The 26816-nt window shown below is 34.8% G+C and carries 16 protein-coding genes and 2 pseudogenes; 4 read left to right on the top strand and 14 right to left on the bottom strand.

The genetic code is table 11. The features are described from left to right. Positions 1-442: 442 nt before the first annotated feature. The gene (locus ERK18_RS08365; RefSeq protein ID WP_187155080.1) at positions 443-745 is read right to left on the bottom strand and encodes a hypothetical protein; all 303 of its coding nucleotides are present in this window, start codon (positions 743-745) and stop codon (positions 443-445) included. Positions 746-1210: 465 nt separating this feature from the next. On the opposite strand from ERK18_RS08365, the gene ERK18_RS08360 reads away from it, so the two are divergent. Both ERK18_RS08360 and ERK18_RS09645 read left to right on the top strand, forming a co-directional pair. Beyond that, the gene (locus tag ERK18_RS08360; protein ID WP_187155079.1) at positions 1211-1423 is read left to right on the top strand and encodes a hypothetical protein; all 213 of its coding nucleotides are present in this window, start codon (positions 1211-1213) and stop codon (positions 1421-1423) included. 161 nt (positions 1424-1584) lie between these two features. Next, positions 1585-1698 (top strand): annotated as a pseudogene (locus ERK18_RS09645) (IS3 family transposase); the annotation flags it as partial. Between the two features lie 97 nt (positions 1699-1795). On the opposite strand, the gene apf reads toward ERK18_RS09645, so the two are convergent. The 3 genes from apf to pfkB all read right to left on the bottom strand — a co-directional run bounded on the left by apf (position 1796) and on the right by pfkB (position 6025). Further along, positions 1796-2485 carry an aggregation-promoting factor gene (gene apf / locus ERK18_RS08350; protein WP_187155078.1) on the bottom strand — a complete coding sequence of 230 codons (690 nt, stop codon included), beginning with the start codon at positions 2483-2485 and terminating at the stop codon, positions 1796-1798. 689 nt (positions 2486-3174) lie between these two features. After that, entirely contained in the window at positions 3175-5094 is a 1920-nt protein-coding gene (locus ERK18_RS08345; RefSeq protein WP_187155077.1) for a fructose-specific PTS transporter subunit EIIC, read from the bottom strand. Between the two features lies 1 nt (position 5095). Next, positions 5096-6025 carry a 1-phosphofructokinase gene (pfkB, locus tag ERK18_RS08340; protein WP_187155076.1) on the bottom strand — a complete coding sequence of 310 codons (930 nt, stop codon included), beginning with the start codon at positions 6023-6025 and terminating at the stop codon, positions 5096-5098. Positions 6026-6147: 122 nt separating this feature from the next. Here pfkB and ERK18_RS08335 point away from each other — a divergent pair, with 122 nt between their 5' ends. Then, positions 6148-6909 (top strand): MurR/RpiR family transcriptional regulator, encoded by a 762-nt coding sequence (locus ERK18_RS08335; protein WP_187155075.1) that lies wholly within the window; start codon positions 6148-6150, stop codon positions 6907-6909. 66 nt (positions 6910-6975) lie between these two features. Here the strand turns inward: ERK18_RS08335 and ERK18_RS08330 are convergent, their stop codons facing one another. The 3 genes and pseudogenes from ERK18_RS08330 to ERK18_RS08320 all read right to left on the bottom strand — a co-directional run. Further along, the gene (locus ERK18_RS08330) at positions 6976-7971 is read right to left on the bottom strand and encodes a tagatose 1,6-diphosphate aldolase (RefSeq protein ID WP_187155074.1); all 996 of its coding nucleotides are present in this window, start codon (positions 7969-7971) and stop codon (positions 6976-6978) included. A gap of 144 nt (positions 7972-8115) precedes the next feature. Beyond that, positions 8116-10905 (bottom strand): TIM-barrel domain-containing protein, encoded by a 2790-nt coding sequence (locus tag ERK18_RS08325; protein WP_187155073.1) that lies wholly within the window; start codon positions 10903-10905, stop codon positions 8116-8118. Between the two features lie 324 nt (positions 10906-11229). Further along, positions 11230-16041, bottom strand: a pseudogene (locus tag ERK18_RS08320) (SLAP domain-containing protein); the annotation flags it as partial. Positions 16042-16309: 268 nt separating this feature from the next. On the opposite strand from ERK18_RS08320, the gene ERK18_RS08315 reads away from it, so the two are divergent. Next, positions 16310-18328 carry a hypothetical protein gene (locus ERK18_RS08315; RefSeq protein WP_187155071.1) on the top strand — a complete coding sequence of 673 codons (2019 nt, stop codon included), beginning with the start codon at positions 16310-16312 and terminating at the stop codon, positions 18326-18328. Positions 18329-18386: 58 nt separating this feature from the next. Here ERK18_RS08315 and ERK18_RS08310 read toward each other — a convergent pair whose 3' ends face one another. From ERK18_RS08310 to ERK18_RS08280, 7 genes are all read right to left on the bottom strand, one after another. Continuing rightward, positions 18387-18788, bottom strand: coding sequence for a PTS sugar transporter subunit IIA (locus ERK18_RS08310; RefSeq protein WP_187155070.1), 402 nt, complete (start codon positions 18786-18788; stop codon positions 18387-18389). Between the two features lie 59 nt (positions 18789-18847). Then, positions 18848-19666 carry a PTS system mannose/fructose/sorbose family transporter subunit IID gene (locus tag ERK18_RS08305; protein WP_187155069.1) on the bottom strand — a complete coding sequence of 273 codons (819 nt, stop codon included), beginning with the start codon at positions 19664-19666 and terminating at the stop codon, positions 18848-18850. After that, positions 19653-20576, bottom strand: coding sequence for a PTS mannose/fructose/sorbose/N-acetylgalactosamine transporter subunit IIC (locus tag ERK18_RS08300; RefSeq protein ID WP_187155068.1), 924 nt, complete (start codon positions 20574-20576; stop codon positions 19653-19655). The genes ERK18_RS08305 and ERK18_RS08300 overlap by 14 nt, the downstream gene beginning before the upstream one ends. Positions 20577-20586: 10 nt before the next feature. Further along, positions 20587-21075, bottom strand: coding sequence for a PTS sugar transporter subunit IIB (locus ERK18_RS08295; protein ID WP_187155067.1), 489 nt, complete (start codon positions 21073-21075; stop codon positions 20587-20589). Between the two features lie 163 nt (positions 21076-21238). Then, complete coding sequence (locus tag ERK18_RS08290; protein WP_187155066.1) at positions 21239-22405, bottom strand: SIS domain-containing protein; 1167 nt, start codon at positions 22403-22405, stop codon at positions 21239-21241. A 25-nt stretch (positions 22406-22430) separates the two neighbouring features. After that, positions 22431-23147 carry a GntR family transcriptional regulator gene (locus tag ERK18_RS08285; protein WP_187155065.1) on the bottom strand — a complete coding sequence of 239 codons (717 nt, stop codon included), beginning with the start codon at positions 23145-23147 and terminating at the stop codon, positions 22431-22433. Positions 23148-23379: 232 nt separating this feature from the next. After that, complete coding sequence (locus ERK18_RS08280; RefSeq protein ID WP_187155064.1) at positions 23380-26787, bottom strand: beta-galactosidase; 3408 nt, start codon at positions 26785-26787, stop codon at positions 23380-23382. Between the last annotated feature and the right edge of the window lie 29 nt (positions 26788-26816).

Raw genomic sequence — 26816 nt, 5'->3', positions numbered from 1 at the left:
CTTAATCTAAATGCACTTGTCACAATAAAAATTAAGTAAAGTTTTTCAAAAAGTGAATATATACACATAATTATTATGCAAGTGAAAATTACAGCAACAAAATTAGTAATCATTAATAATGACGGGCTTTGATACTTCATGCGTCGTATTGTTGACCCAACTATAATTCGCACTTGTTTCTCTTTTCTTGTACGTTCATCTAAGTGATACATGAAGAGAAGAGTAACAGTGTTAAGAAATATTGGGATAAATAGGACAAGAATATTGCTATTAAAAATCAGTTGCAAAGTACCAGGAATATCCTTGGGAGCAAGATTATTTAAAATATATAATGCAATTACAATGTTGTTTATTAATTCCGTCAAAAAGCTATAACAAAAATCAGTTGACTTTAAAACATTTTTATTCACTAATAAATCAAAACCTTACTTACAATAATAAATTATTTAAACTTATAATAAAATCTCGTTTTTGGTGCATGCGGATTAAAGCTGTCCCAGCAATGAATCTTAACTTGAATTTTTTCAGATTTTGGGTAGTGTTTACGATATTTACCAAGGTTACCAACGGATGAAGTTTTATTTTTTGTGACGATCCTACCCCCTCTAGTATATTTCGCAAATCCTCTTTTAGTATGATTAGCATAGTGGGGATAGAAGTATACACCACCATGATAATATACATTCAAAGTTTCAGTACTCCATGCACCTCTATGTGCTGTTCCAAATTTAGTTGTACGTGCCATTACAGTAGTGACACAAAATAAACTAAGGAAAATAAAGTAGTACTTCCGATAAAACTAATAATATTCTTACGACTAATTATGTTCATTTTATTTCTCCTACAAGCTTAATAATAACATCTGTTATATATCTATACTATTATATATTTGTGCAAAAGTAAATAAGTTTTTAGTCAGTTTTTAATATATATATATATATATATATATCGAAAGCACATGGATGTTTTGACGAAGTGCGGTGTAATTAAACTATAAAACTAACAAAATTTTCAAAAAACGTGCTAGGCTTTATTAGAAATCTGCTCTATCAGTTAATGCAATAACTAGCTATTGCAGGTATTAAAGTGGTTATATTATTGACTTAACAAATAGGAGATACATTGTTAAAACGAAATTAATTTACACAAACTAAATTAAAAACAAGCATTGGGTTTTATTAATAAGGCCTCTAAATTTAGGAGATATTTTTTGCTAAACTATCTAAGCAAGTTAAAGTTGAAATCTATCACTTTTCATTTTTATCAAATTAATTTTGGTGAATTAAGTCGAAGTTATCCAGTTAGAAGGGCCAATATTGTTTACTTGCTAGCAATGATTGCACCTCATGCCCTGGCTATTTTAGACCAGACTTATATTATAAATGACTTTAAGGAGCAAGCCCTCGGAGAACGAGCAAGTTGACAATACTTAAACACCTAATTTCAAGAGTAGCTCAAAAATCATGTCTTTAGCCAATCAACGGCACGAAAAAGCAATTTTCATAATGAGGGAATAATGAGAAAGTTTCTTCGGCAAACTCAAATGAAATGTTTTACAGTTTTGAAAAGTAGTTTGAAAATTTCAATGAACTTAAAGAAGTAATCAGAGACTACATTGAGTATTACAATCAGAAAAAAAGTAAGATCAAACTAAAAGGACTAACTCCGATTAAATATCGGCAGTTAGTCCTCAATTAACAACTAATAAAGTATCCTAATTTTAGTGTTCACATCAGTTTTTCAACCAGTGTCTGCTTACTTTTTTAAATATTCTGTTTTTAAACTGGCTAACTAATTAGTACCAGCCATTAGCTTGCCAGAATTGTTTAGCTGCTGCCCATGAGCCGTAACGATTAGTAACGTAGTTGTTAGCAACACGTTCTTGGTTAGCAGCTGAATAGTCTCCGTTAAGGTATGCAGCAGAAAGCTGATATTTACCAATATATTGACCATTTTGTGCACTGTATGAGCCACCAGATTCACGACTGGCAATCCACGACTTTGCTCCAGCCTCTGAATCAGATGAAGCAGTTGTGTAATTAATATTTGTAGCTGCAGTATTGTTAGTATAATTCGTAGTTTCTACATTATTAGCATTAGAAACTGTACTGTTTTCTGTTTGACTGCTAGTTGCAAAGTTTTGAGATTCATTTACTGGATGATAGCCTTTATTAACGTATTTAGCCTTAACCCATTGGTTCTTGCCTAAGTCATACCACTTGTGACCCTTTTTATCGTAAGCAGTTTTAATGACTTTCCAAGAAGAATTACTTGGTAAAATTTGCCCAGTAGCTTCAGGATGTTTGTAACTGTTCCACACGCGAATTGAATTGCCATCAACGTAGTTAACTGTTACAACTGCTGCATCATTTTCTACTGTAGCTGCTTGAACGTCATTTGCTTTAACGCTAGTCATAATTGCAACACCTGAAGCAGATAATGCTGCTACTGCTGCTGATTTAACTAAGATAGATTTTACCTTCAAAAAAATTCTCTCCTTAAACAAAAATCTATAATATATTTCTCAAATTGAGTATAGTAAAATATTATTCAATTTGATACTATATATGGTACTACCTCAAAATTGCAGAATCATAACAAGAATATCACTCAACCTTTAAGAATTAATTACCTAAATTGTTAAAAATGTCACAATTGTAATACAAAGTTAACTGCTATTTAATTCAAAAAATGTAATTAGAACAGGGTCACAAAGCTAATTATTGGTTTTAAGAACATTTGTTTGTAAACCACTCTTTAAAGAAAAAGAAATCACTTTTGCAACATAAATGAAAAACATTAGCTAGCTTTGCATATTTATGCTATAAAAGTGATATAGTTAATTTAAAATTTGGTAGAAAGGAAATTACAGAATGAGTAAGTTCGAAGTCACACTGGACAAAAAAGATTTGCAAATGCTTGAAGATTGCCATTCAAAAAATCCTTCAATTATGAAGGCATTAAATGAAGCAAAAAAGGTTGAAGACTAATTGTTTAAACCAGGAAGCATTAATATGCTTTCTTTTTTTGTATTTTTATAATCAATTGTCTTCAAATAAATATAAAGCCTATCGATTATAAAATTATTCAAAATTGAAAAACACAGCAAAATAAGTCCCGTAAGTTAGACAACTTGCGGGACTCACTTTATTTAGTTTAATATTTACTAGTCTATTAATTATTTTCAAACAAATTTTGAATTTCTGCAGGTGTATTGGCTGCTTTTAATTTAGCAATAAAATCTGCGTGAGTCAAAAGTTTGGCAGTATTTGATAGATACTGCAAATGAGCATTACTATCAACTTGTGGTATCAAAAAGGAAATAACTGTATCAATCTTTTTACAATCTAATGATTGCCAATCAATCGGCTGTTTGAGCTTCAAAACTATCATTGAAGACTTCGCAATTGCTGCTGACTGGGCATGGGGAATTGCAAAACCATCTGTCATACCCGTAGAGCCCTCTTTTTCACGCTTAACATAACTATTGTAAACAGCTTCACTGTCGTTAGCCAAGTTGTTTTTGACGGCAAAGTCTGCTAAATATTTAAGTGCTTCATCGCGACTAGCAACATCAACGCCAACTTTAATATTTTGTAAATCAAGAATATCACTTGGAGCAAAAGTTTCTACTTTAGTTTCTGCTTGTTCATGAGATGTGTTGTCTACACTAGGTGCAATTGTAGAGTCAGTTGCAGTTGCTAAAGCATCTTTTTTTGCAAATCTACCAGCAATTAGAGCTAGTAATGCCCCCGAAATAACCGATCCAATTAGAATCCACAATACCCATAAGAATGGTTTATTAACTAATGGTAAAACAATAAAGCCACCGTGAGGAGCAGGTACGCTAATTTTCGTTATGTAAGTTAAAACTGACGCAACTGCAGAACCAACCATAAATGCCGGAATATTCCATAACGGATGTTTAGCAGCAAATGGAATCGCGCCTTCAGTAATATGAGTAGATCCCAGTAAAAAATTGACATAGCCAGCAGCTCTTTCACTCTTTGAATATGCTTTGCGATTCATTAAGACCGCAAAGCCCGTAGCTAGAGGTGGGGCAATACAAGCAGCAGAAACACCAGCCATAAAGTAGTAGTTTCCTTGTGCCAGCAATACTGTACCTGTAACATAAGCTGCCTTGTTAATCGGACCACCAAAGTCCGCTGCACACATTATGCCAACTATTATTCCTAACAATGCAGGATTAGTATTTTCAAAACCTCTAAGCCAGGACATTAAACCAACGTTCAGTGCTTTAATTGGAGTATTTAATAGGTACATAATTGATCCTGTGATTAAAACCCCGAGAACAGGCAAAAGAAAGATTGATTTCAAGCCTCTAAATTTATCATCTGGCAGTGGTTGAAACAGCTTCTGTAAGCCTAAAACAACGATCGCAGCTAAATAGCCACCAACGATAGCTCCCAAAAAGCCACCGCCACCGTTGAAGGTGATAAAACCGGCAGCCAAGCCGACTACAAAACCCGTCCGTTGCGCCAAAGCTTCAGCAATATAAGCTCCTAAGACTGGAGCCATCAAGTTCATAGTAGTACTGCCAACAGTATTTAGCATCGCAGCAAATTGGTTGTATTCACTGCTTTTAGGATTAGCAGAATCAATTCCCCAGAAAAACGAGATGGCCATTAAAACTCCACCAGCAACGACAAATGGCAACATATGAGAGACGCCATTCATCAAAGAGGTATAAATTTTATTTCCTAGCTTTTGCTTTCCTACACTCTCATGAGTGGAATCTTTAGCTGCCTGGCCATCTTTATAAATTGGTGCCGCCAAAACTTTTTTAATTAAAGCATCTGGCTCTTTAACACCTCTTGCTACCGGAACTACCACTAGACGTTTGCCTGCAAACCGATCCAGGCCAACATCAATATCGGAAGCAACAATTACGGCTTGCGCATCCTCAATTTCTGCACTTGTTAAATTATTTTCAATACCTGTTTGACCATGTGTTTCAATTTTAATGGTATAACCAAGCTTTTCTGCAGCTTTTTCTAATGCCTCTTCGGCCATAAATGTATGGGCAACACCAGTTGCACAACCAGTTGCACCAACTAAATCATATTTAGCCACTTTAATTCATCCTTTCCGTTACTGAAATTTGTGGTAACAAATTATTTAAAGAAAAATCTGTTAGTCCAGTGCGACTAGCTGTATCGCTTCCTGCAGCTACAGCTACTTTGAGAGCCTCACTAATAGGTTTTTTCTTTTCCAAAAAGGCAATGAAGGTACCAAGCATTGTATCCCCTGCACAAGCTGAATTAACCACTTGTATTTTAGGTGCATTGGCAAACAGGATATGCCGTTCATTAATAAAAGCTGCTCCATTAGCACCTAAAGAAACCAACACATTTTGGCAACCCAGTTTAACTAGCTTTTGAGCAAAAGCGACTGTTTTCTCGTCTGTCATTTCACCCTCATAATTAAAAAAAGCTGCCAGTTCTGCGTCATTGGGTTTAAGTAAAAACGGCCGATATTTTAAAGTATCAATTACTTCCATATAACTGCTGTCAACTACAAATTTAGCCCCTTGCTTTTGAACTAGCTGAGCCAGTTGTACTAAAAAGTCCGGTTTGATGCCCCGAGAGAAACTGCCGGAAACAACTACCATATCATCCTTAGTTAGTGTATTTTTTAGATAATCCAAAAAGAGGTTTTGTTTTTCCAAGCTGACTACTGGTCCTGGGTTAACTTGTTTGTATTCTGTTTTTTCATCCAAAACATCGGTAAATACGTTAACTCTGGTAGGATCTTTTACCTTCAAAAAATTGGTTTGAATCCCCATTTCTTTAAGACCAGAAATGACATAATCTAATGTAAAGCCGCCACCAATACCAGTAGCTACACTATCAATGCCTAATTTCTTTAAAATGAACGAAACATTGACTCCTTTACCATTAGGTTGCAATTCAAATTTTTCAGTTCTATTAACTACCTTTGGTTCCAGCTTTTGGGTAACAATTACCAAATCAATCGCTGGGTTCAACGTTATTGTGTAAATCAAAGATTTCTCCCCTTTTTTTGCCTTTTGCATTATTATTATAGAAGTTAAAAAGTGTAACGTTTTTCCAAATTGATAGCGTTTACTATAATTATTGGGAAACTATTTACAAAAGGAGCGTATATATGCCAAATAAAGAACTTTCCTCAGCAGAATTACATCTCTGGAATATCGTAGAAAATAATCCCCAAAAGATTGCTAATATGTCGATAGTAAAACTAAGTCAATTTGCAAATGTCTCAACTGCAACAATTGTGCGCACCATGCAAAAAATGGGTTACAGTGGTTACACCTCTTACCGCGAATCTTTGAAACTAAAAAACAATTCAAATTCTACTTTTAGTGTGCTAAATGATGCTGACGATAAAATCAAATGCGTGATTACTAAAAACGAAATTGAAATGAATAACACTTTGCATAATTTGAACTACAGTACGATTGAGGACAGTATTTCGCTCACTAAGCAAGCTAAAATCGTTTTTATCTTTGCTCGCGGCCTATCTGAATCAATTGCTCACGAAATGATGGTTAAATTGCAATTAACTGGAAAATATTGCGAATTTCATTCAGACCCAAATATTATTAAGACGATCGCCTGTAAAATCAAGAAAGATTCATTAGCAATTTTTATCACTTTGAACGGTGAAACTGAGGAATTGGTCACTGCAGCTAAAGCTCTTAATAAAAATGAAGTTCCTATCTTGACCTTCACTACTAATTCATCTGGTAGTATTTTGCCCTTTTCCACTTTATCCTTTATCGGTTACAAATCTAAAACTAATTATTTTCCCGAGTACGAGGTCAGATCACGCTTGCCATTACAAATAATGACCCGTATTTTTAGTGATGCTTATTCAGTTAGAACTGATTTTTACAAGAGCAAATAAAAAGCTTTCTATACTAATTAAAGTATAGAAAGCTTTTTTAACTTCTAATTATCAAAGCTGGTAAAATTAGTCAGCAACTTCTAACTTATCACGCCAAGACTTGGCACCTTTAAGTGCCTCATTTAAGTTTTCAATATTTTCTCTGCCGTGAGTTGATAGCCACTTTCTACCGGCTATTTCACTTTCAGCAGCAAATGGCTTGATAGCTGGTTTCCAAGTAGCACGGCCACAAAGAACGCCGTTGAAGTCAGCACCGGCTTCTTCAGCCATTTTAATTTCAGCAATAAATTCTTCACTGGTTACACCAGCAGATAAGAAAATATAAGGCAGATCAGTTATCTCTGACTGCTTTTTAAGCAGATCCTTAGCTTCTTCTTGAGTGTAAACAACGTTGTTGTCTCCATTAAAGCCTTCAACAAACTTGATATTAAATGGAATTTCCACTTTAAGTACAGTTACATCATATTCAGGCTTTGAAAATTCTTTCATTGTCTTCAAGACCTTATCAGCTTTAACTTTCGCAAATTCTTCGCTCTTAGCATCAGCAATATTGGCATCATAAGTCAGAACTTCCAAAAAGAATGGTAATTCGTTCGCTTTTGCTTCTGCACCAACTCTCTCAACGAAAGCTTGTTTTTTATCATTAATTTCTTGACCTTCGTCAGGATCATAGTAAACCAAAAACTTAATGGCATCTCCGCCTTCATTTTTAATTCTTAATCCAGACTGATTAGCAATTAAGTCAGGCATTCTGCCAGGTTCGGTGGTATCATAGCCGGTTTTTTCATAAGAAAGTAATAATCCACAATTTTTGTCTCTAACTTTAGTTGCCGGCAAACCATATTCCGGGTCAGTCAAAATTGATGAAGCGTAAGGAGTTAACTCACTGGAAACTGCTTTTTTAAAATCAACAATAGTTGTTTCATCAGCAGGTTTATTAGCAGCCTCTGCTAACATCTTTTTCAAAGAGCCACGTTGATCGATTGCCAAAGCACTGATTATACCATCAGTTGTTGACAAGTTTGCCATATGTTTGGCAACTGCTGCAGAAATTGTTTTCATTATATATCTCCTTTAACATTTTCTTTAATCGCACAACTATTATTATATACTGATAAAGTTGCCTTTTAAAGAAAAACAAGAGTTTTAGTAAACTTTTTCACAACTATCATTACATCGGAAAAACTTTACCATTCTTATTTAAGGCTATTTTTGCTCTTTTTTGTCCGCTTTCTTAGTTTGGCAGCTAATTCTTGCTCCCCAAGAAGATACCTTTAAGTTCTTAATCGCTCTGACTTTAAAAGTATGAGCTGTTTCAGACCTTAGGTTGCTGAGGGTAAAGCTTGCCTTTTTAATATTGGTATATAAGAGATTGTCAATTTTAAGTTGATAACTATCGCAATCAGCTACAGGTTGCCATGATACCGTGATGGAATCTGCAGTAGTTTTTTCATCATCTTGTACCAAATTAGTCGGACTTGTCAAAGAATCATCTTCTGCTGGCAAACTGTTAACCAGTTTTGCACTTATAGCGATACCACCGATTTTAATAGCTATTTCGTTTTGACTAGTATTGGTCTGACCTATTTTTATTCTCAAAAATGTCTGCTTTAAATTGGTGCTAAATTCTTTTAAGTATGGGTTAACCAAGTAATTTTGATCAAAGAAATAGCAATTTTCTTGGCTGCGAAATTCAGCTATACTATTTACTTCATTCAAACTAATTTCTTGATTGCCAACCATAGTTTTGACAGCCTTTGGTGCTTTTTTGGTTCTGATATCAATTTCCGTTGTTTTTTCCGGATCAAAACTAGTATATGTACCTTTAGTTTTAGCAATTTGAATAGTCAGATCAGAACCCAACAAATGACTGCTAATTGTGGTTTGAGCATAATCGCCCTGCTGGTACTTAGCTGAAAAGCCATCATCCTCATAAGCTGTAAAGCAGCTGTTCCCATTGGTATAAACTACAAATTGCCGCTGCTTTTTCAGATCAAGGTATTCCTTAGGTGTGTTAGTTGCTGGTGCTACAGGAACGATTGCTCCTGCTTTAACAAATACAGGCAATTTCCATAATGGTGCATCAAAGTTATTAATTACTTGACCGCCACGATATTCTTGACCAGTAAAGTAGTCAATCCAGATTTGCTTTTCATCAGGCAAATAAATTTCGTTTCTGATATCATTCCCCGCTTCATCACTGGCAGTATCTTGATAAATCGGAGCAACTAAGAAATTTTCTCCCCATAAATATTGGTATCTGACCAAATTAGTATAAAATTCAGGCACATCAGGATATTCCAAGAACATTGCTCGCACCATGGGTTTACTAGTAAAAGTAGCTTGCGCTGCAATGCTATAAATATACGGCATCATCATTGATTTCTGCTTGAGGTAAGCGCGGTTAAGTTTATTTGTAATACCGCCAAATACAAATGGGTTTTTAGGATTCTTACCCCAGCCATCCATATTTAATTGAATTGGGGTGAAAGCTTTCCACTGATAATCTCTGGTATTAATAATAGGCTGTTGACCTCCAAAAATGCCGTCCATGTCTGACGCAACATTAGGTTGTCCTGAGAGCCCTTCGCCAATATAAGTTGGTATTTGGAAGCGAATATATTCCCATTCACCACCTACTTCATCCCCAGTCCAAACTGTACTGGTATTTTGAGTTCCTGCCCAGCCATCAACAGTAATAATAAATGGTCGCAATTGGTCACCTTTGATTTTGGCAATCATCTTGGCAGTACTTTGAGTGGCATTTAAGCCGAACGAATAACCATGGCCAACCCAGGCCTCATCAGTTTTAAGTGCAGTCACTCCGGCAACCAGTTCTTTTTCAAAATCACGGTCATCGGGTTTAGGATTGGCAGGATCTACAGGTGCAAGATTTTGCTGGGTCCAAAGTCCTACTTGCACACCTTTACTATTAGCATATTTAACAAACTCAGCTAAATTCTTGAGGTTACCTGCTAATGAATCAGTTTGACCATATCCAGCTCCATAACCATCATTAGGCAAGAACCAGCCTATAGGCATATCATTTTGCAGATATTGTTCGAGCATGGCACGGGCACTAAACTGATATGAAACCCCGCCATGTTCACCATTAAGCGTTTCCCTGATTGACTTTGGTTTTAATTCTGCCGGTAAATCTTTGGGCTGATATTCACGATAATACTTGCCATCAGGATATTTGATAGCTCCCTTTTCATCAGGTTTTACCTTAACCCAATAGTCACGGTTATATGCATTTAGATGAGCTTCATAAAAGCCGAAAACTGGTATCAGGGCAGGCCTACCAGTTAGCTTATGATATGCATTAATTAATTCATATGCTGAGTCGGCAAAGAAATAAATGGCATCAAAACGATTTTCTTCATGAACAGTCGTAATCTCGTCGTTCGAATTGCTATTAAAGTCATAATGTCCGGGCTTAAAAGTATTGCGAATTACACCGTAACCGGCAGTTGACCAGTAAAAAGGATTAGGTGAAGCTACACCTTGATCAACCCAGTTATTGGTATTTACAATTTCGATTTTTTCTCCTGCTAGTGTGAAACGGCCGTTTTGGGTACCTCCACCAAAGTAATTACTATTATGATCAATTAAAGTTTGAAGAGTTGCCGAATTTGTCAGTTCAATCGGCCGTGCCTCTTTTAATACTACCTTACCGTTTTTAGTAACACTCATTGTAGCGTCATTTTTAACTAAATTGATTTCAACTGCACCTGTATCAATTTGCCAGCCGTTTGTGGTTACATGGAGATTGGTACAATTCATTCCTTTGGCGCTATATATATCTGTCAAGAAAATTTGAGCATGCAATCCTTCTTCTGATTGTTCCGGCTCCTGAAATTTCTGGCTTGGATCAATATATAACCTGAATGTTTTTGCATCTAGTATATATAGGTGTCCAATCAGTCCATGTGTATAGTGAATCTCAAAATAACCAGATTGTCTGGTTACTTCAGTGATGTTTTGCAATTTCAAATTTTCGGATTCTACATTTTTTTGTATATTACTTTCTTTATTAATTTTTCTCTCCTCCTTCATATTAGAAGAAAATTAATCTTTCTTAAAATATTTGATAAATTTGATTATATGCTAAATCTAAGAAAGTATAAATAGCTTTATGATAAGTTTTTGTCATAACATTGTTTTTTCCTACTAGTTAGAAAAATAAAACCCCATAATTAGTAATTCTAATTATGGGGAAAATTTTAGTCGCTTAGTAACTAAATAATTAAAAACTTGATAGATTTAATCTAGTTTTTATTTTTATATCGAGTAAAAATTAACTTTCTTTACATATTTGTTTTTACCTATTGTATAGTACTTCTTAAACCCTATCTTTATTGCACTACCATATGTTTCTACTTTCTTACCCTTTTTCAAAACTTTACGTCCTACTCTCTTTCCCTTCCTATTGTATATGTATGAATTATGACGAAGTTTGCGATCCAATCCATCAATATTGCCAGCTGCTATAAAGCGACTATTTCCTAAATCATAGTATTCTTTATTATTAATCACTTTTTTACCAAGGACCATTACCTTAGAGCCAGCTTTTAGAACACTATCATCTTTTCTTTGACTGTTTTCATCATAAATATATGCATTATGCATCAAGACTTTACTTGTCTTAAATTTATTATTGTCTGTGTTTTCTTTATCCTTGTCCTTATTTGGTTCTGTCTGATCCGATGTATTTGCTGTTGGAGAAGTGATATTGCTATTTGTGATATTACCTGTATTGCCAGAGTTACCTGTATTGCCAGAATTGCCTGTATCATTATGCTGATTCTCAGCTTTTTCTTTAACTTTAATGCTAATTGTTTCAGTATCTTCCGGCTCATATTCCAAAGACCCCTTGTTCACCAGCATTTGATCTTTAAGACCAAAAGTAATAGTTTTCCCATTCAATGGCTTTAACGCAGTAAACTTAATTGTTGCAACAGTTCCATAACCATTAAGCAGCGGTGCTTCTCCTCTATTACCATAAATTACAAATACATCCGTGCTATTATCTGAATGAGTCTTATTCTTAGAGAAACTTGTCATACTTCCTGTTAAGCTTCCATTTTGAATGCCTTCAAATTTTAATTCCTGCGAACTATATGGCAGTCTAGCAGACAGAGTATTGACATTTTTTAAATTACTTGCACTAATAGTTACAGTGACTGTATCACCTTCATTATAGCTGTTTTTATCTGTAGAAATAGTTAGCTTACCTGAAGGGGTAACTTTGGCACTTTCATCAATATTTGCTGGTGGATTTCCTAATTGAGTCAAAACATAATTGATATCAAACGCATCAATCATTCCGTTTTGATTAAGATCACCATTTTCAACATAGCCATCAAAATCATTATCTTTACCACGCGTCTCTCCCGCATAATTGGACAAGGAAGTTACATCATTATCATCTATTACGCCATCATTATTAATATCTCCAGGAAGTACAGCTTTAGTACCATCTTTTTTGTAAAGCAAAAATTCTTGACCAGAGACAAATTTATTATATGTGCTGTTTTGTGGGATTATAAATTTTACCCAATAAGCCTTTGTACCAGGTGCAAATTTTATTTCCTTTTTATCTTTATCATAAGACCAGTTTGAACCACTTCCTGCTTCTTTCCAATGAATGCCATCAACGCTAGTTTGAATATTCATGGCCTTTATCATGCCGTTTTTACCACCATCATCTCTTGGTACATAAACAAAACGGTCAAGATCAGTAATTCCATCCAAATGAGTTGTAATAGTCATTGGTGTAGCATCTTGTTCCGGACCCGATGTAAACCAATTGGTATGTGCTTGACTAGTTAGATCACCGTCAAATAAATTTTCACCAGGTGTACCAGATTGCCAGATATTAGTACCTTTAATATTTGACTCTGTATTGACATAAGTAACTTTCACAGCATTTTTAAGTTCATCTTCATTTGACTTAAATGTTTGAATATCACTCCAAGGAGAAACAGCTGTTTCAGTTACAGTCTGTACTTGGAATGTATGCTGTGAATTTGGCTTTAGGTCAGTTAATATAAATTCTGGTTTCTTAATGTTGGTATACAAAACATTATCAACTTTTAAGTTATAACTTTGACTTCCGTCAACTGGAGTCCATGATATAGCAATAGTATTTTTTGTAGTCTTATCAGAATCTTGTTTAATATCCGAAGGGACTTTTACTTCCGAGCTTTCATCAGGAATTTTATTTACAGGATTTGCATCTTCACTGATACCGTCAAGTGACACTACAATTCCATTTTGAGTAACATCAGTTTTATCAAGTTTAATACGTAAAAAGCTTTGTTTAAGACCTTCACCCATATCTTTCAAATATGAATTTGTTAAATAAGAATTATCTAGGAAATAAACATTAGTAGATTTCTGATAATCCTCTAGGTCACTTGCTTGCCTTAGTTTGACATCCTTTGAACCTATCTTAACAGTAATAGTAGTAGGGTTAGACTTAGTTCTGATATCAAATTCTGTAGTCTTATTAGGATTCATACCTTGATAAGTACCCTTTGTAGGATCGACTGTAATTGTCAGCTTAGAGCCATCTAGCGCAGAATGAATCTGAGTTCGTGTGTATTTTTCATTTTTGTATTGTGCAGAAATTCCGTCATCATCATAAACAGTAAAATTACTATTTCCAGAAGGATAAATTTCAAATTCACGTCTATTCTCTTTCAGATTTAGATAATCTTTTGGCGTATTCGTTGCTGGTGCAACTGGAATAATAGCTCCTGCCTTAACAAAAACAGGCAATTTCCAAATTGGAGCAGCAAAATCATTAAGAACTTGACCACCTTGATATTCTTTCCCAGTATAATAGTCAATCCATATTTGGTTTTTATCAGGTAAATATATTCCATTACGAACATCATTTCCTTTTTCATCACTTGCCGTGTTTTGATAAATCGGCGCAACCAGGAAATTATCACCCCAAAGATATTGATATTTTACCAAATTAGTGTAGGCCTCAGGATAATCTGGGTAATCAAGAAACATTGCTCTAACCATTGGCTTGCCAGCAAAAGTTGAATCTGCAGCTATACTATAAATATATGGCATTAACATTGATTTTTGTTTCAAGTAAGCTCTATTAATATTAGTAGTATTTTCATCAAATGCAAATGGATTTTTAGGATTATAACCCCAGCCATCCATATTTAATTGAATCGGAGTAAATGCTTTCCATTCATATTCCCTAGCGTTAACAATTGGATTTTCACCACCAAAAATGCCATCCATATCTGATGCAGAGTTAGGTTGACCTGAAAGTCCTGATCCAATATACGTAGGTATTTGGAAACGAATATATTCCCATTCTCCTCCTGTTTCATCACCTGTCCAAACAGCTGCCGTATTTTGCGTACCAGCCCAACCGTCCACAGTAATAATAAATGGTCGTAAAAGATCACCCTTAATCTTGTTAATCATGCTTGCAGCAGTTTGAGTTGCATTAAGGCCAAAGGAATAACCATAACCTACCCAAGCCACATCAGTTTTTAATGCAGTAACACCATTTTGAATTTCTTTTTCAAAGTCGCGGTCACTAGGCTTAGGATTTGCAGGATCAACAGGTGATAGATTTTGCTGAGTCCACAAACCTACTTGCAGCCCTTTCGAATTAGCATAATCAATAAATTCTGCTAAATTTGCTAGATTGCCCTCTAACGAGTCAGTTTGACCATAACCTGCGCCATAGCCGTCATTAGGTAAGAACCAACCAATGGGCATATCATGAGATAAATATTGATCAATCATTGCCCGTGCACTGAATTGATAACTAGTTCCTCCATTTTCACCATTTAAAGTTTCGCGAATTGCTTTATCCTTCAAATCAGCCGGAAGATCAGCAGGCTGATATTCCTTATAGTATTTTCCATCTGGATATTTTATGGCACCAGAAGTTCCTTCGGGAACTTCAACCCAGTAATCACGGTTATATGCGTTTAAGTGCGCTTCGTAGAAACCATAGATTGGTGTCAAAGCAGGTAATCCAGTTAGCTCTTGGTAATCATGAATCAGGTCGTAAGAGGAGTCATCAAAGAAATAAATTGCATCAAATCTATTTTCATTATGAGTTGTTGCTATATTTCCATCTGACATGCTATCAAAGTCATAACTACCTGGTGCAAAAGTATTACGCACGACACCATATCCCTTAGATGACCAGTAAAATGGATTAGGAGACGCTACACCTTGATCAACCCAGTTATTGGTATTTACAATTTGAATTTTGTCACCGGTCAGATTGAACCTACCATTTTGAGTTCCTCCACCAAAATAATTACTACCTTTATCGTCTTTTAGTGTTTGTGTACTTGAATCATCAGTAATAGAAATTGGCTTATCCTCTTGTAAAATCACCCTATTTCCTTTACTTACGCTCATAGTTCCCGCTGTCTTATCAAAGTTAATATCAATTGTACCAGTTGACAACTTCCAACCATTTTCAGTTTCCTCATATTTTGTAGCTTCTAATCCACCCGTTCCATAAGCATCTTCTTGTAGCATTTTTGCATTTAAATCTTTTTGAGATTGTTCAGGATCGCCATATTCTTTCTTGGGATCTATATAATAACGAAACATCTTTGGACTTAATACATATAGTCGGGCTACTTGTCCATTAGTATAAGTAACTTCAAAATATTTATCTTTCTTTTCAATGCTAGCAATCGCATTTTGACTAGTTTCATCAGTACTTACTTTACTTTGTGTCTGTTCAGTTTGTTTGTTAGTATTATTATTTTGAGAATTTTCTATTGTTTCATTGTTAGTTTCATTGCTTTGATCGTTTTCTATTGTTTCATTATTGTTAGCAATGATCTTTTTAGTTACTTTTTTAGTTTTTATAACGGAAACTGACTTTCTATTTTTTCTAGTCTTTTTTAAAATCCTCTTATTCTTCTTTACATGCTTTTTATTTTTTGTAGACTGGTGAGTAACCACCTTGGCACTAACAACTTGAGAAGGACAATACATAATCCCAATAGAAATCGATGTTAGTGCTATTGAAGCAACACCCACTCCAATTCGCTTAAAAGAATTATGTCTGTCCTCATTTCTTATTTTTGCTGTATTATTAAAATTATTTTGTTTCGACATTATTTTTCCCCTTTTGTTAATTATTATTTATTATCTAGAAAGCGTTTTATAAATATATTATATTATCTTTAGTTCTATAAATAAACGGTTATTTTAAATATCTTGTCCACCCATGTTTTGATCTTATATATATTATTTGTTATTTTTTAATAAATATTTACAATTTAAACTATTGAAGTATAGTTTTCTTATCTGAATTTTAAAGGAAATTTATTTATCTCTATGATAAAATTAGTTTTAGTAATTAGTTTTATATAGGAACACGAATATGTCATTTATTTATACGTTAAGGTACATGCTGGATCCAAAAGCAAACACTCCAGCAAAAAACGAAAAATTAATTAAATTTGTTAAAGAGAGTAAAATTGACGATGTTGCTTTTTTTATAAATGGTGAAGAACTAAACCATAGCCACTTAACTAAAGCTGAGACTCAAGTATGGTTAGATGCCATAAAACCTTTACAAAAAGAACTTTCTAAAATTGGTGTAACAACTAGTTTAAACCCCTGGACAACCATTATGCATTCAGATCGAGGCTACCAAGTTAATCCTGAAATTGGCTTTAATACTTTCGTTGATATTAATGGCAATAAAGCCAAAGATATGGCTTGTCCAGCTGATCCAACATGGCGTAAATATTTAGCAAATACCTACGCACAATATGCCAGCATCCATCCCCGCAGGTTATGGCTGGAAGATGATTTTCGCCATTACAACCATTCACCCCTTAAATTAATGTGCTTTTGTGATTATCACATGAAACTATATAACGAAAAATTAGGCAAAAAGGAAACGCGTGCAGAATTTGTTAAAAAGATGTTGCAGCCTGGTAAACCAACTAAAGAAAGACAGGTTTACCTTGACCAGGCTCGTCAAGAGATGATTGAAACCGAGCATATAATTGAACAGGCTGTTCACAAGGTTAGTCCTGAGACAGATCTGGCACAAATGACTTCCTATCCTGATTGGCATGCTCTTGAAGGTCGCGATTGGGATAATTTATTTAAGGCACAGGCTGGAGAAGGTCATCCCAAGGTGGCTCGGCCTCATTTACCTGCTTATAATGAAGTTGCACCATTACAATACGGTAGATATTTCGAAGAATATACTCGCATTACCGCTGCGTTTTTAGGTGAAAATGCAGAACTGTACCCTGAATTGGAAAGCTATATGTATTCTCCATTAGTTAAGTCAAATGCGTTTACCGCATTTCAGATTATTACTTCCGCCCTAATTGGAAGCCAGGGAATTTTACTTAATTTATTTGATATGATGGGCAACGGTATCAATGATAGTTGGCACTATGCAGGAATGCTCGCTCAAATTAAACCGTTTGTTAACCAACTATTAGCAAATCGCTTGCCGATAGACCACTTAAGAGGAATAAAAGTTTTGGTTGATCAAGACTCTAGTTACTATTTGCAAACTAAAACTGGCAAAAATATTGAGGAGCTTTTACCTCACGAAAAGAATTGGACCAGTCTTTTGGGAGCTTTTGGTTTTGCTACAACAATTTTGCCTATCAGTAAAAAAACTTTACTGAAAAATGAAGTAGTTGCTATTTCTGGTCAGCTTTTACGTAATTTGTCAAATTCACAAATTAATGAATTAGTTAAAAACAATTTTGTGTTGCTTGATGGTGAATGCATCCAAGTTTTACTAGACAGAAATTTAGCCAATTTACTGCATATTAAAAAAGCAGAGTGGCATCCATTTCGTTCAAACTATCAAGTTTTTGAACAGGCAGATGGACAGATTGTTGACGGAGTTGAAAGTCCGCGAATTACAATGTTGCAGCAAACAGGAAACTATTTAAAAATTGAATATCAACCGCAAAGTTTTGTAAAAGTGTGGTCTTTTGCTTATAATGCAATTGATGAAAAATTAGGTAACGTCATGGCCGTTATTGACCAGCATATCGTTATCCTCCCAATGGATCAAGATCCACGCTATGGCTGGGAATCTCAATTTACTACATACAAACAGGGTCTGTTGCAACAAATACTTGATAGTGTTACGCCAGTAGACTATTTATTGGGAATGCCAAATGTTAAGCTGTTTATTGAAAATGATGGTCAAAAAGCTTGGTTAGCCAACTTTACTTTAGATGGCTATCAACAAATAAAATGGCACTTATCTGCACCACTAACAAGTAATGAAGCTACAATTATTAGGAAAGTCAATAACTCTGTCAGGAAAACAAAAGTCCACATTAATGTTGAAAATGGTATTGCTATTATTAATGAAACTCTAGCACCATTAGAGACAATCCAAATACTGTTTTAAATTTAATATAAAAAAAAGCGCCTAGTTTTAAAACTAGGCGCTATTTTTGTTAATAGGTTTACTTTTTCATATTAGCCAACATTTCAGTAACATCGACAATTCCAGCTTTACCAGCAGTTACAAAATCAGTTTCCGCACCACTCATTTGACTATTGAGCCATTCGATTACCAGTGGTAAATTCATTCCCGAGATTAAACGAATCTTTTGACCACCCATAATCATGCGACTAACTACATTAGCTGGGGTTCCACCCATTAAATCAGCAAAAACCGTAATATCTTCGATATTCATTCCTGAAATTTTTTCTTCAAGCTTCGACTTAAAATCATCTGGGCCTTCAGATGGGAGCAAACACACTGTATGCACATGTTCTTGCTTGCCCATAATCAATTCGGCACTATCTTTTACGCCCTCTGCCATTTTCCCATGACTAATTAAAATTAATTCTTTTTCTGCCATTCTCTATCTTTCTATTTAATACTCAATATTATTTAGCTTAAAGCTACTACCAAATTTAATTATATCTTAGCAATAACTCCAAGGCCACCTAAAACAATACAAAGTATTAAAACAATAAAGATTGCTTTTGTTGAAGTCATACCTTTCTTACCAAGAAGCCAGTAAACAAAGCCTACGACAGCTGCTGGTAACAACTTAGGAAGAATCATGTCCAAATTATTTTGAACATTCATAGTAACTTTGCCGATTTGTGGTGCCCAAGAGAACTTGATATTAACCATAGTGGCAACAAGTGCACCAACCATAAATACACCCAAAACTGTAGCGGAATCAGTTAAAGCGTTTAAACGATCTCTCATGTCAGTAACAAGAGAAACACCTTTATCATAGGCAAAGTGTAGTTGCTTCCAACGGAAGACACAAATCAAAAGGCAGGCAATTACCCAAATAAATACACCAACTGGGTTTCCTTGAGTAGCCATGGAAGCAGCCAACGCACCGAAAATAGTTGGAATTAAAGAGGCAAAGATTGAGTCACCGATTGCGGCGAAAGAACCCATCAGACCAACTTTAATACCCGTAACAGTATCTTTCCCTTCGATACCTTCATTTTCCTCAACAGCAAGATCTAGACCAGTAATAATAGTGTTAAAGAAATTAGAAGTGTTGAAGAACTGCATATGAGTCTTCATCATTTCCTTTAATTCGGGGGTGTCATCACCATAAATTTTTCTCAATTGCGGCAAAATAGTATACAAGTAACCACTATTCTGCATTCTTTCGTAGTTCCAACCTAACTGGTAGCCAAACAAAGATCTGCGGTTAATTTGATTAAAGTCTTGATCAGTTAATTTATATTTTGGTTTAGAGTTCGTCATCAGTAATCTCTCCTTCATCATTATCAGAGCTTGAACTTGTATCATTACTTTGACTTTCAGTACTCTGTACTTGAGCAGTACCTTTATTTATAGGAATATTCTTGTAATGTAAGATTGCAAGAGCTAATCCTAACATTGCAATAGCAAGCATTGGCAAGCCATTGAAAATAGTGGTGAAACCTTTGTTAACAGCCGACAGGCCTGTACCCAAAGCTTGCATTCCACTAAACAGAACTGAGAACAAAGTCGTAATTGTAAAGCCAAGGATCAAATATGCTGCATGTCTCTTAACTGGTAAGTACCGAAGCAAAACAGCAAAACCAACAGCTGGTAATGTAGCACCAGCAACAGTTAAACCATTACCCAGCCACAACAAGTCTCCATTTAAGGCATTTGCAATTTGTTGTACCAATCCTTGTCCAAAGGCTAATGCAATAAAGACAGGAACTGCACGTGAAAGTGACCATGGAATTGCACCATATAAAACATTTCTTTCAACTGCCTTATAGTTAATCTTATCTTGATCAATCAAGTGATCAATTCTGTGTGAAAAGTAAGTGTTTGCAAATCTTGCCAAAACGTCCAATTCAATCATAATAGCAGCAACTGGAACAGCAATTGAAGAAATAGCTGTTTGAGGACTCATACCTTTAATACTAGTTGAAAATGCTGTTGCCAAAACTGTACCGGTAGTAGCGTCAATTCTTGAAGCACCACCAAAAGTACCGATACCTAAAACTGTCAACTGCATTGACGCGCCGATAAACAAACCGGTAGGCAGATCTCCCATGATCAGACCGGCGATCAATCCAGCACCAACTGGTGTGTTTAATGATGAATAAATTTGCAATTCATCTAAAATTTCTAATCCTGCATACAAAGTAAGCAGTAATATTTGCCACCAAGCCATTTTTCTCCTCCTACTTCATCTTTTCATTAATTAATTTCATCAAATCCCGTGACTCAACACTAGGATTTAATTGGGCAATTAAGTTAACGCCTTTGCCAGAAATCTCTCTAAAAACATCGGCTTCATGCTCATTGATATTAACTTGCTTAGTCAATTCAGTAGTGTCATCTTGTTTGGACATATTACCAACATTAATTGTATCAAGCCTAATACCCATGTTAAGCACGTCAAGAAACTTATCGGGCTTTTTTGCTACCAGAAACAGTCTTTGCTTACCGTAACGGTTTTTCTTTAAATGATCTGCAGCAACTTCTGTTGGTAAAACGCTCAATCTGGTAGACATTGGGGTAGCCATTCTAAGACCACTCTTTTGAATATCATCTTTAGCTGCTTTTTCGTCCAGAACAATAATCCGTTCTACTTGCAACTGGGGTGTCCATAAATTAGCCACTTGCCCATGAACCAAGCGTTCATCAACTCTTGCTCCCACAATATTCATGTTTTATTCCTCCTTATCTTTCAAGGAAATCTAAATATTACATAAAACGCTTTCACACTTTATGATAAGGTACCAACCAATTTTTGTCAACCTGTATTTTTATATTTAAAACGGTTATTATTAAAAACATATTTTTACCTTTAGTACCCATAACAAAAGCACATTAATTGAATTCGTGAATTGTAACACCCTTAACTACACGATTAACTGTACCAGTTGGTGATGGTGTATCAGGCTTATTATTAACCTTAATAGAAGTTAACAAAGCTATTGTCTGACCAAACATGACATCAGGTAAAGTTAAGTAGGCATCGGGCAATAATTTTTTCTCAGCAAACATGAAAGATTTTCCTGAGAAATCCTGACCCTCCTTTTCCTGACCGACAGCCATCACCAGCGGTACGATTTGATCATCTTTAATTTCATTCAAAATATCTAAATCGTATTGTCTGGTATAAGTATCATTAGAAACAAAATCAAAAACAATTGTCTTTTTATCTAAGAATGACTTAGGACCGTGGCGTAATCCCATTGATGTATCAAATAAAGCCGCTACTTCTCCTGCAGTTAATTCCAAAATCTTAAGCCGTGTTTCTTCAGCCAAACCACCTAAGCTACCACTACCTATATAAGTAATGCGATTAAAGTCAATGTCAACTAAAGATTGAATTTTATCCTCTCTGTCAATGACGCTTTTACCCATTTGGGCAATTTGACTAACAATATGTTCTTTATTTTCATCAGTCAAAGTATCAAACACAAGTAGTGCCATTAAACTCATGCAAGAAAATGAACCAGTCATAGCAAAGCCCTGATCTAAAGACTTTTCTGGCATCAATAAAACAAGGCCAGTAGGATCACCTTCTAGATCCTGCGCCAAGTGTCCTTCTGGAGCACAAGTAATTGCTATTTGATATAAATTCGTGACTAATTTTTTAGCTAATTCAACAGTAGCTACAGATTCAGGTGAATTGCCACTACGTGCAAATGAAACCAGAATTGTCGGAGTATCTTTTGCTAGATAATCTTCAGGAGTAGAGACAATTTTTGTGGTATCAATTGCCTCAAAATCGTATTTTTTTCTATCGCCATTTTTTTGTAAATATGGCATGATAGTATTTCCGACATATGCACTAGTGCCAGCACCGGTAAAAATTACTCTGACTTTACCCCATTTTTGATTTATTTGGTTCAAAAAATCAGTGATTTTAGTTTTGTTATTCTGATAAATGGACCAGGTTTGTTGCCATAATTCAGGTTGCTGCTCAATTTCACGAGTAGTAATTTTTGCACCCAATTTTTCTAATTCTGCATCTGTTTTTGAAAACATTTATTTTTACCTTCCTTTATATTATCTAAAATAATTCATTATATTGACGTGAACGATAAACAAACTTATCGCCTCTAGCTAAAGAAATCGTAAACTCAATTGGTACATTTTTATCATTAATAGTCTTCCGAAAAATCTTTAAACTTGGTGAGCCGACCTTCTCCGCCAGATTTCTGCTTTCTTCTTGATTAAGACAAACAGCTTCAACATCCTCAAACGCCATTACACTAATTTGGTCATATTTTTCTTTCATGACATCATAAAGTGGCTTAGCATTTAAATCGTTTAAACTAAGTTCGGAAAATAATTTCTCCGGTAAATACGAGGTGCTAAAAATGCGCGGCTCATTGTCAGCAAGACGCAAACGAATAAGCTTATATGCTTTTTCATTTGAAGTTAGATTTAATTGTGCTGCAATATTATTATTTGGAATTATCAGTTCTAAACTTTGATTTTTGGTTGACGCTTTTTGTCCTGCTCGCTTTAATTCTTCTGAGAAAGAATACATCCCACCAATATTAGGTTGATTAAGAAAAGTACTTGAAACAAAAGTACCTTTACCATGAAGGCGATATATTAATCCCCTTTCTTCAAGATCTTGCAACGCCAATCTAATAGTATTACGACTAACACCATATTTAACTAGTAATTGCCTCTCACTTGGTAATTTAGCATTTGGCTTCATATCTTTTATTTGTTTTTCCAAGTCTAAAATAACTTGCCGATAAAGTGGTTTTCCCATTAATTCCCCCTCCTTATTAAACTGGTTGATACCACTTAAAGTTTATCAAAGAAAGCGTTTCATTGCAATTTGATTTTTTAGAAAATTCAACATAATTTTTTTGATTAAAATTGAATTTATATACACTAGTCAACAATATTAGCAATTAATGGAACATAAAAAGCATTGGAAAATATTCCAATGCTTTTTTCTTATTCAAAGGCTACTCCTTAAGAATCATTATTTAATGAACTTATTTCCTTTTGACAAAATTGCTCATCTTAATATACTTGTTAATTCCAATAATATAATATTTTTTATTTCTTATCTGACGAGGAGAGCCAAAAGTCAAAATTTTACGGTTCTTTTTTAAAACTTTTTTATTTCTTCGTTTACCCTGCTCATTATAAATATACGCATTATGAATAAGAACTTTTTTACTACCATCAATATTACCCGCGGCAATATACTTATTGTTATTTATAACATAAAATTTCCTACCTTTAATGGAAATTTTCCCATAAGTCAAAATTACTTTGCCAGAGCGAATCATCTTTACCTTGGTTTTTTTACCATTTTCATCATACACATATGCATTATGCATAACTTTCTTTTTTACTCCATGCTTCTTATTTTCTACCACAGTTTCGTCAGTTGCAGACTGATTAATGTTATCCTTACTGTCACTCGTTGGTAAACTAATAATATTTTCGTTACTTGTTTTATGATCAGAATTTTCGTAATGCTTGAAAAGCTCTTGATATGTAGGTGACTTTTCAACATTTACAGTATGTGGTGTATTATAAGCTCCCTTTGCCTCGAGACTTACTTTACCTAATTTTGCACTTTGAGCATCAAGACTCCAAACTGCAATTGAAATTTCATTATGTCCTTGTTCATTTAATAAACCTGAAGGCAAATAAAATTCTTGTTGTGGTCCAGCATTATTAATATATTGGCCGTACAACCAACCATTAATATATATATATGCTCGATATTTTGCCCCGTTAGGGCCAAAAGTATCATCACTTATTTTTAAAGAAATAGGTACGTCATAATTTTGGGGAATATTTAGATCAAAATCTGTATTATACCAAGCAACTCCAGGCGACGATACCTGATCAGGTAAAGTTATTTTCTTCCAAGATGAAGAATCAAACCCGGGTAAATACCAGCCATGACGTTCACCATAAAGTCCGCCAAGGTTGTAAGATCCTCTAACTGTATCAGTTATATCTTCTCCATTTATATTGCCTTGAAGTTTCCATGTAACGTCAGCTCCATTTTCCCTTTCTCTTTCTACGCTGGCGTCTATAAGGCCTCTAGCAGTTTTTTGAGTATCCTTATTATTGCCGTCTTCATCGTGACCCATATTTGCAACTAAAACAGAAATTATATTGTCTTTGCCCTTTTCAAGCCATGAAGAGTCAATCGTAAAATCTTTTTGCTTACTTTCGTCTTTTTCCATTTCACAGCTACCCATAAAATGACCATTAAGCCAAACTGAGTATGCACCATAATTGCCCGTAATTGCATTTAATTTAATAGTTTTTTCTTTGCCATCTGAATTAAAGTGACCCCGATACCAGACATTACCATGGTGAAAGCCATAATCATCTGCAAATAAAACATGTTTACCTGTAAAATTAGTTATACTATTAGAACTGTCTTTGTTGGCAGTCTGCCAATTTGAGTCGTCAAATTTAGGATCAGCTTCGAAAGTCGCATCATGATATCGCCAATTATTCAGTTCTGGTAAAACAACTTTATCTTGATCGATTCCAGGAATGGATCCAACTTCCCATTCAAAACTACTTTTCGTATTAAGTGGTTGGCCATTCCAAGTTATTTCATTGATATCTTTAGGACAAAAAACTTTCATTTCAACCGCTTTTGAACTATCACCACTCAAATTCAGCGTTTTATTTTCCGATTTGGCAGTTCTAACTAAATAAGGTCCATCAATTAAAACAGTTCCTTGATCAGTTTTTTTCTCCCATAAGTTATTCATTTGATCATAAGATCCCATGATCAAACGTAATGATTTTTCATTGCTGGTTATTTGAACATTTGCGAGACCATCAAATTGATTAGATAAACTTAAAGTTTTATTATTATCATCCCATTTTACATCTACTTTTCCTGTCTTAACTTTCACATCTGGCTCTGAATCATATTTAAGTACTGTTTTATTTTGATCACCATTGCCACTATATACTACAGCCACATCATCACTACCATTAGAAAAGTTAGTAAAAATTTCATTAGTAGAATATACTAAATGCTGTTTACCAAAGTTATAATTGGCAATTATAACTTTAGAATTTTTTCCATTTATTCTTATTGGCTCTGTAGTATCAATTTCTCCTGTTTTTATTGGCAAATTATAAGTATCATCATTGTTAGAATTGGTTTTATTATGCCGGACAAAATAAAATTTTGTTTTTGTATCTGGATTTTCTCTTTGGATCAAATAAAATGTATTGTCTGAAGATGTATTTTCAGAAACCAGATCAGTTTTTGCAATTGGTTTAACACTTTGTAGCATTAATCCAATCTTCTTTTGTTGAGCTGTTTTATCATCTAACTGCCGATATTCATTAATTGCCGCGCCATAATCATATGAAGTATAACCGCCAGGGAAAGGCAAGTAGCCCCAAGATGTCCCCCCATAAGTCATATAGGAACTTATTATGGTACCACCTTCACCTATAATATGCTTATTAATAATATTTTCTGCAGCCGTGCCACGTTGTTCACGCCAATAACTGTAACCCTTTCCTGCCCAGGGATCAAACCAGCCATTTCCTAATTCAGCTAAAAAGATTGGTGATTTAATTCCCCAGCCTTTAGTATGTGGATCCTCAAAGGTATTTGGTAGTGCTCCAACATTACCTAAACCCGGATACCGATCAAAAGCATACATATCTGGTGCTCCTTTACCACTAGCCCATGTACCCTGCGGTCCACTTTTGTCATTATGAAATGTTGGAACGGTTATGCCATCTTTTTTGACTTTATTTTTCAAGTCTTCCATGTATTGTGAATCACGTTTCCAACCAGTATATTCATTTTCAATTTGATACAATATAACATTGCCACCATTAGTAATTTGATGTTTAGCAATAATGGGATCTATATGATCTAGCCATTCATTATAGCTTTGGGTATAGTCAGCATCTGAAGATCTGGCTCTTCCTTTTTGTGTTAGCAGCCACCCGGGAAAGCCTCCTGCGTCTGTTTCAGCATTAATATAAGGTCCTGGACGAGCTATAACATATAGTCCAACATCTTGTGCCATTTTTAATAGCTTATCAACATTTCGAATTCCGGAAAAATCATATACACCCTGTTTTGGTGAATGAAAACCCCAATTAAAGTAAATTGTTACTGCATTGAACCCTTCTGATTTCATTTTTTCCAGGACATCAAGCCATAGAGATTGACTTGGCAAACGCCAATATTCAAATTCTCCTGAGTATATTGGAGTCCTTACTCCATTAATCATCAGTGAATACTTATCAAAAGTAACATTTGCCTTTTGACCCATTTCGGGCAAATCGTTTTCTGCAGCCAAAATAGTATTCTTTGTTGAAACACTCACTAGAAACAGTGTCACTGAAGCTGCTATAAGATTAATAAGCTTTTTTGCCTTTTTCATTTCTTAACTCCTGAATTCATTAAAAAACA

Origin of the sequence: Lactobacillus kimbladii, assembly GCF_014323605.1 — a bacterium.
GTDB classification, from domain to species: Bacteria; Bacillota; Bacilli; order Lactobacillales; family Lactobacillaceae; genus Lactobacillus; species Lactobacillus kimbladii_B.
This window is presented reverse-complemented; position numbering and strand designations above follow the sequence as displayed.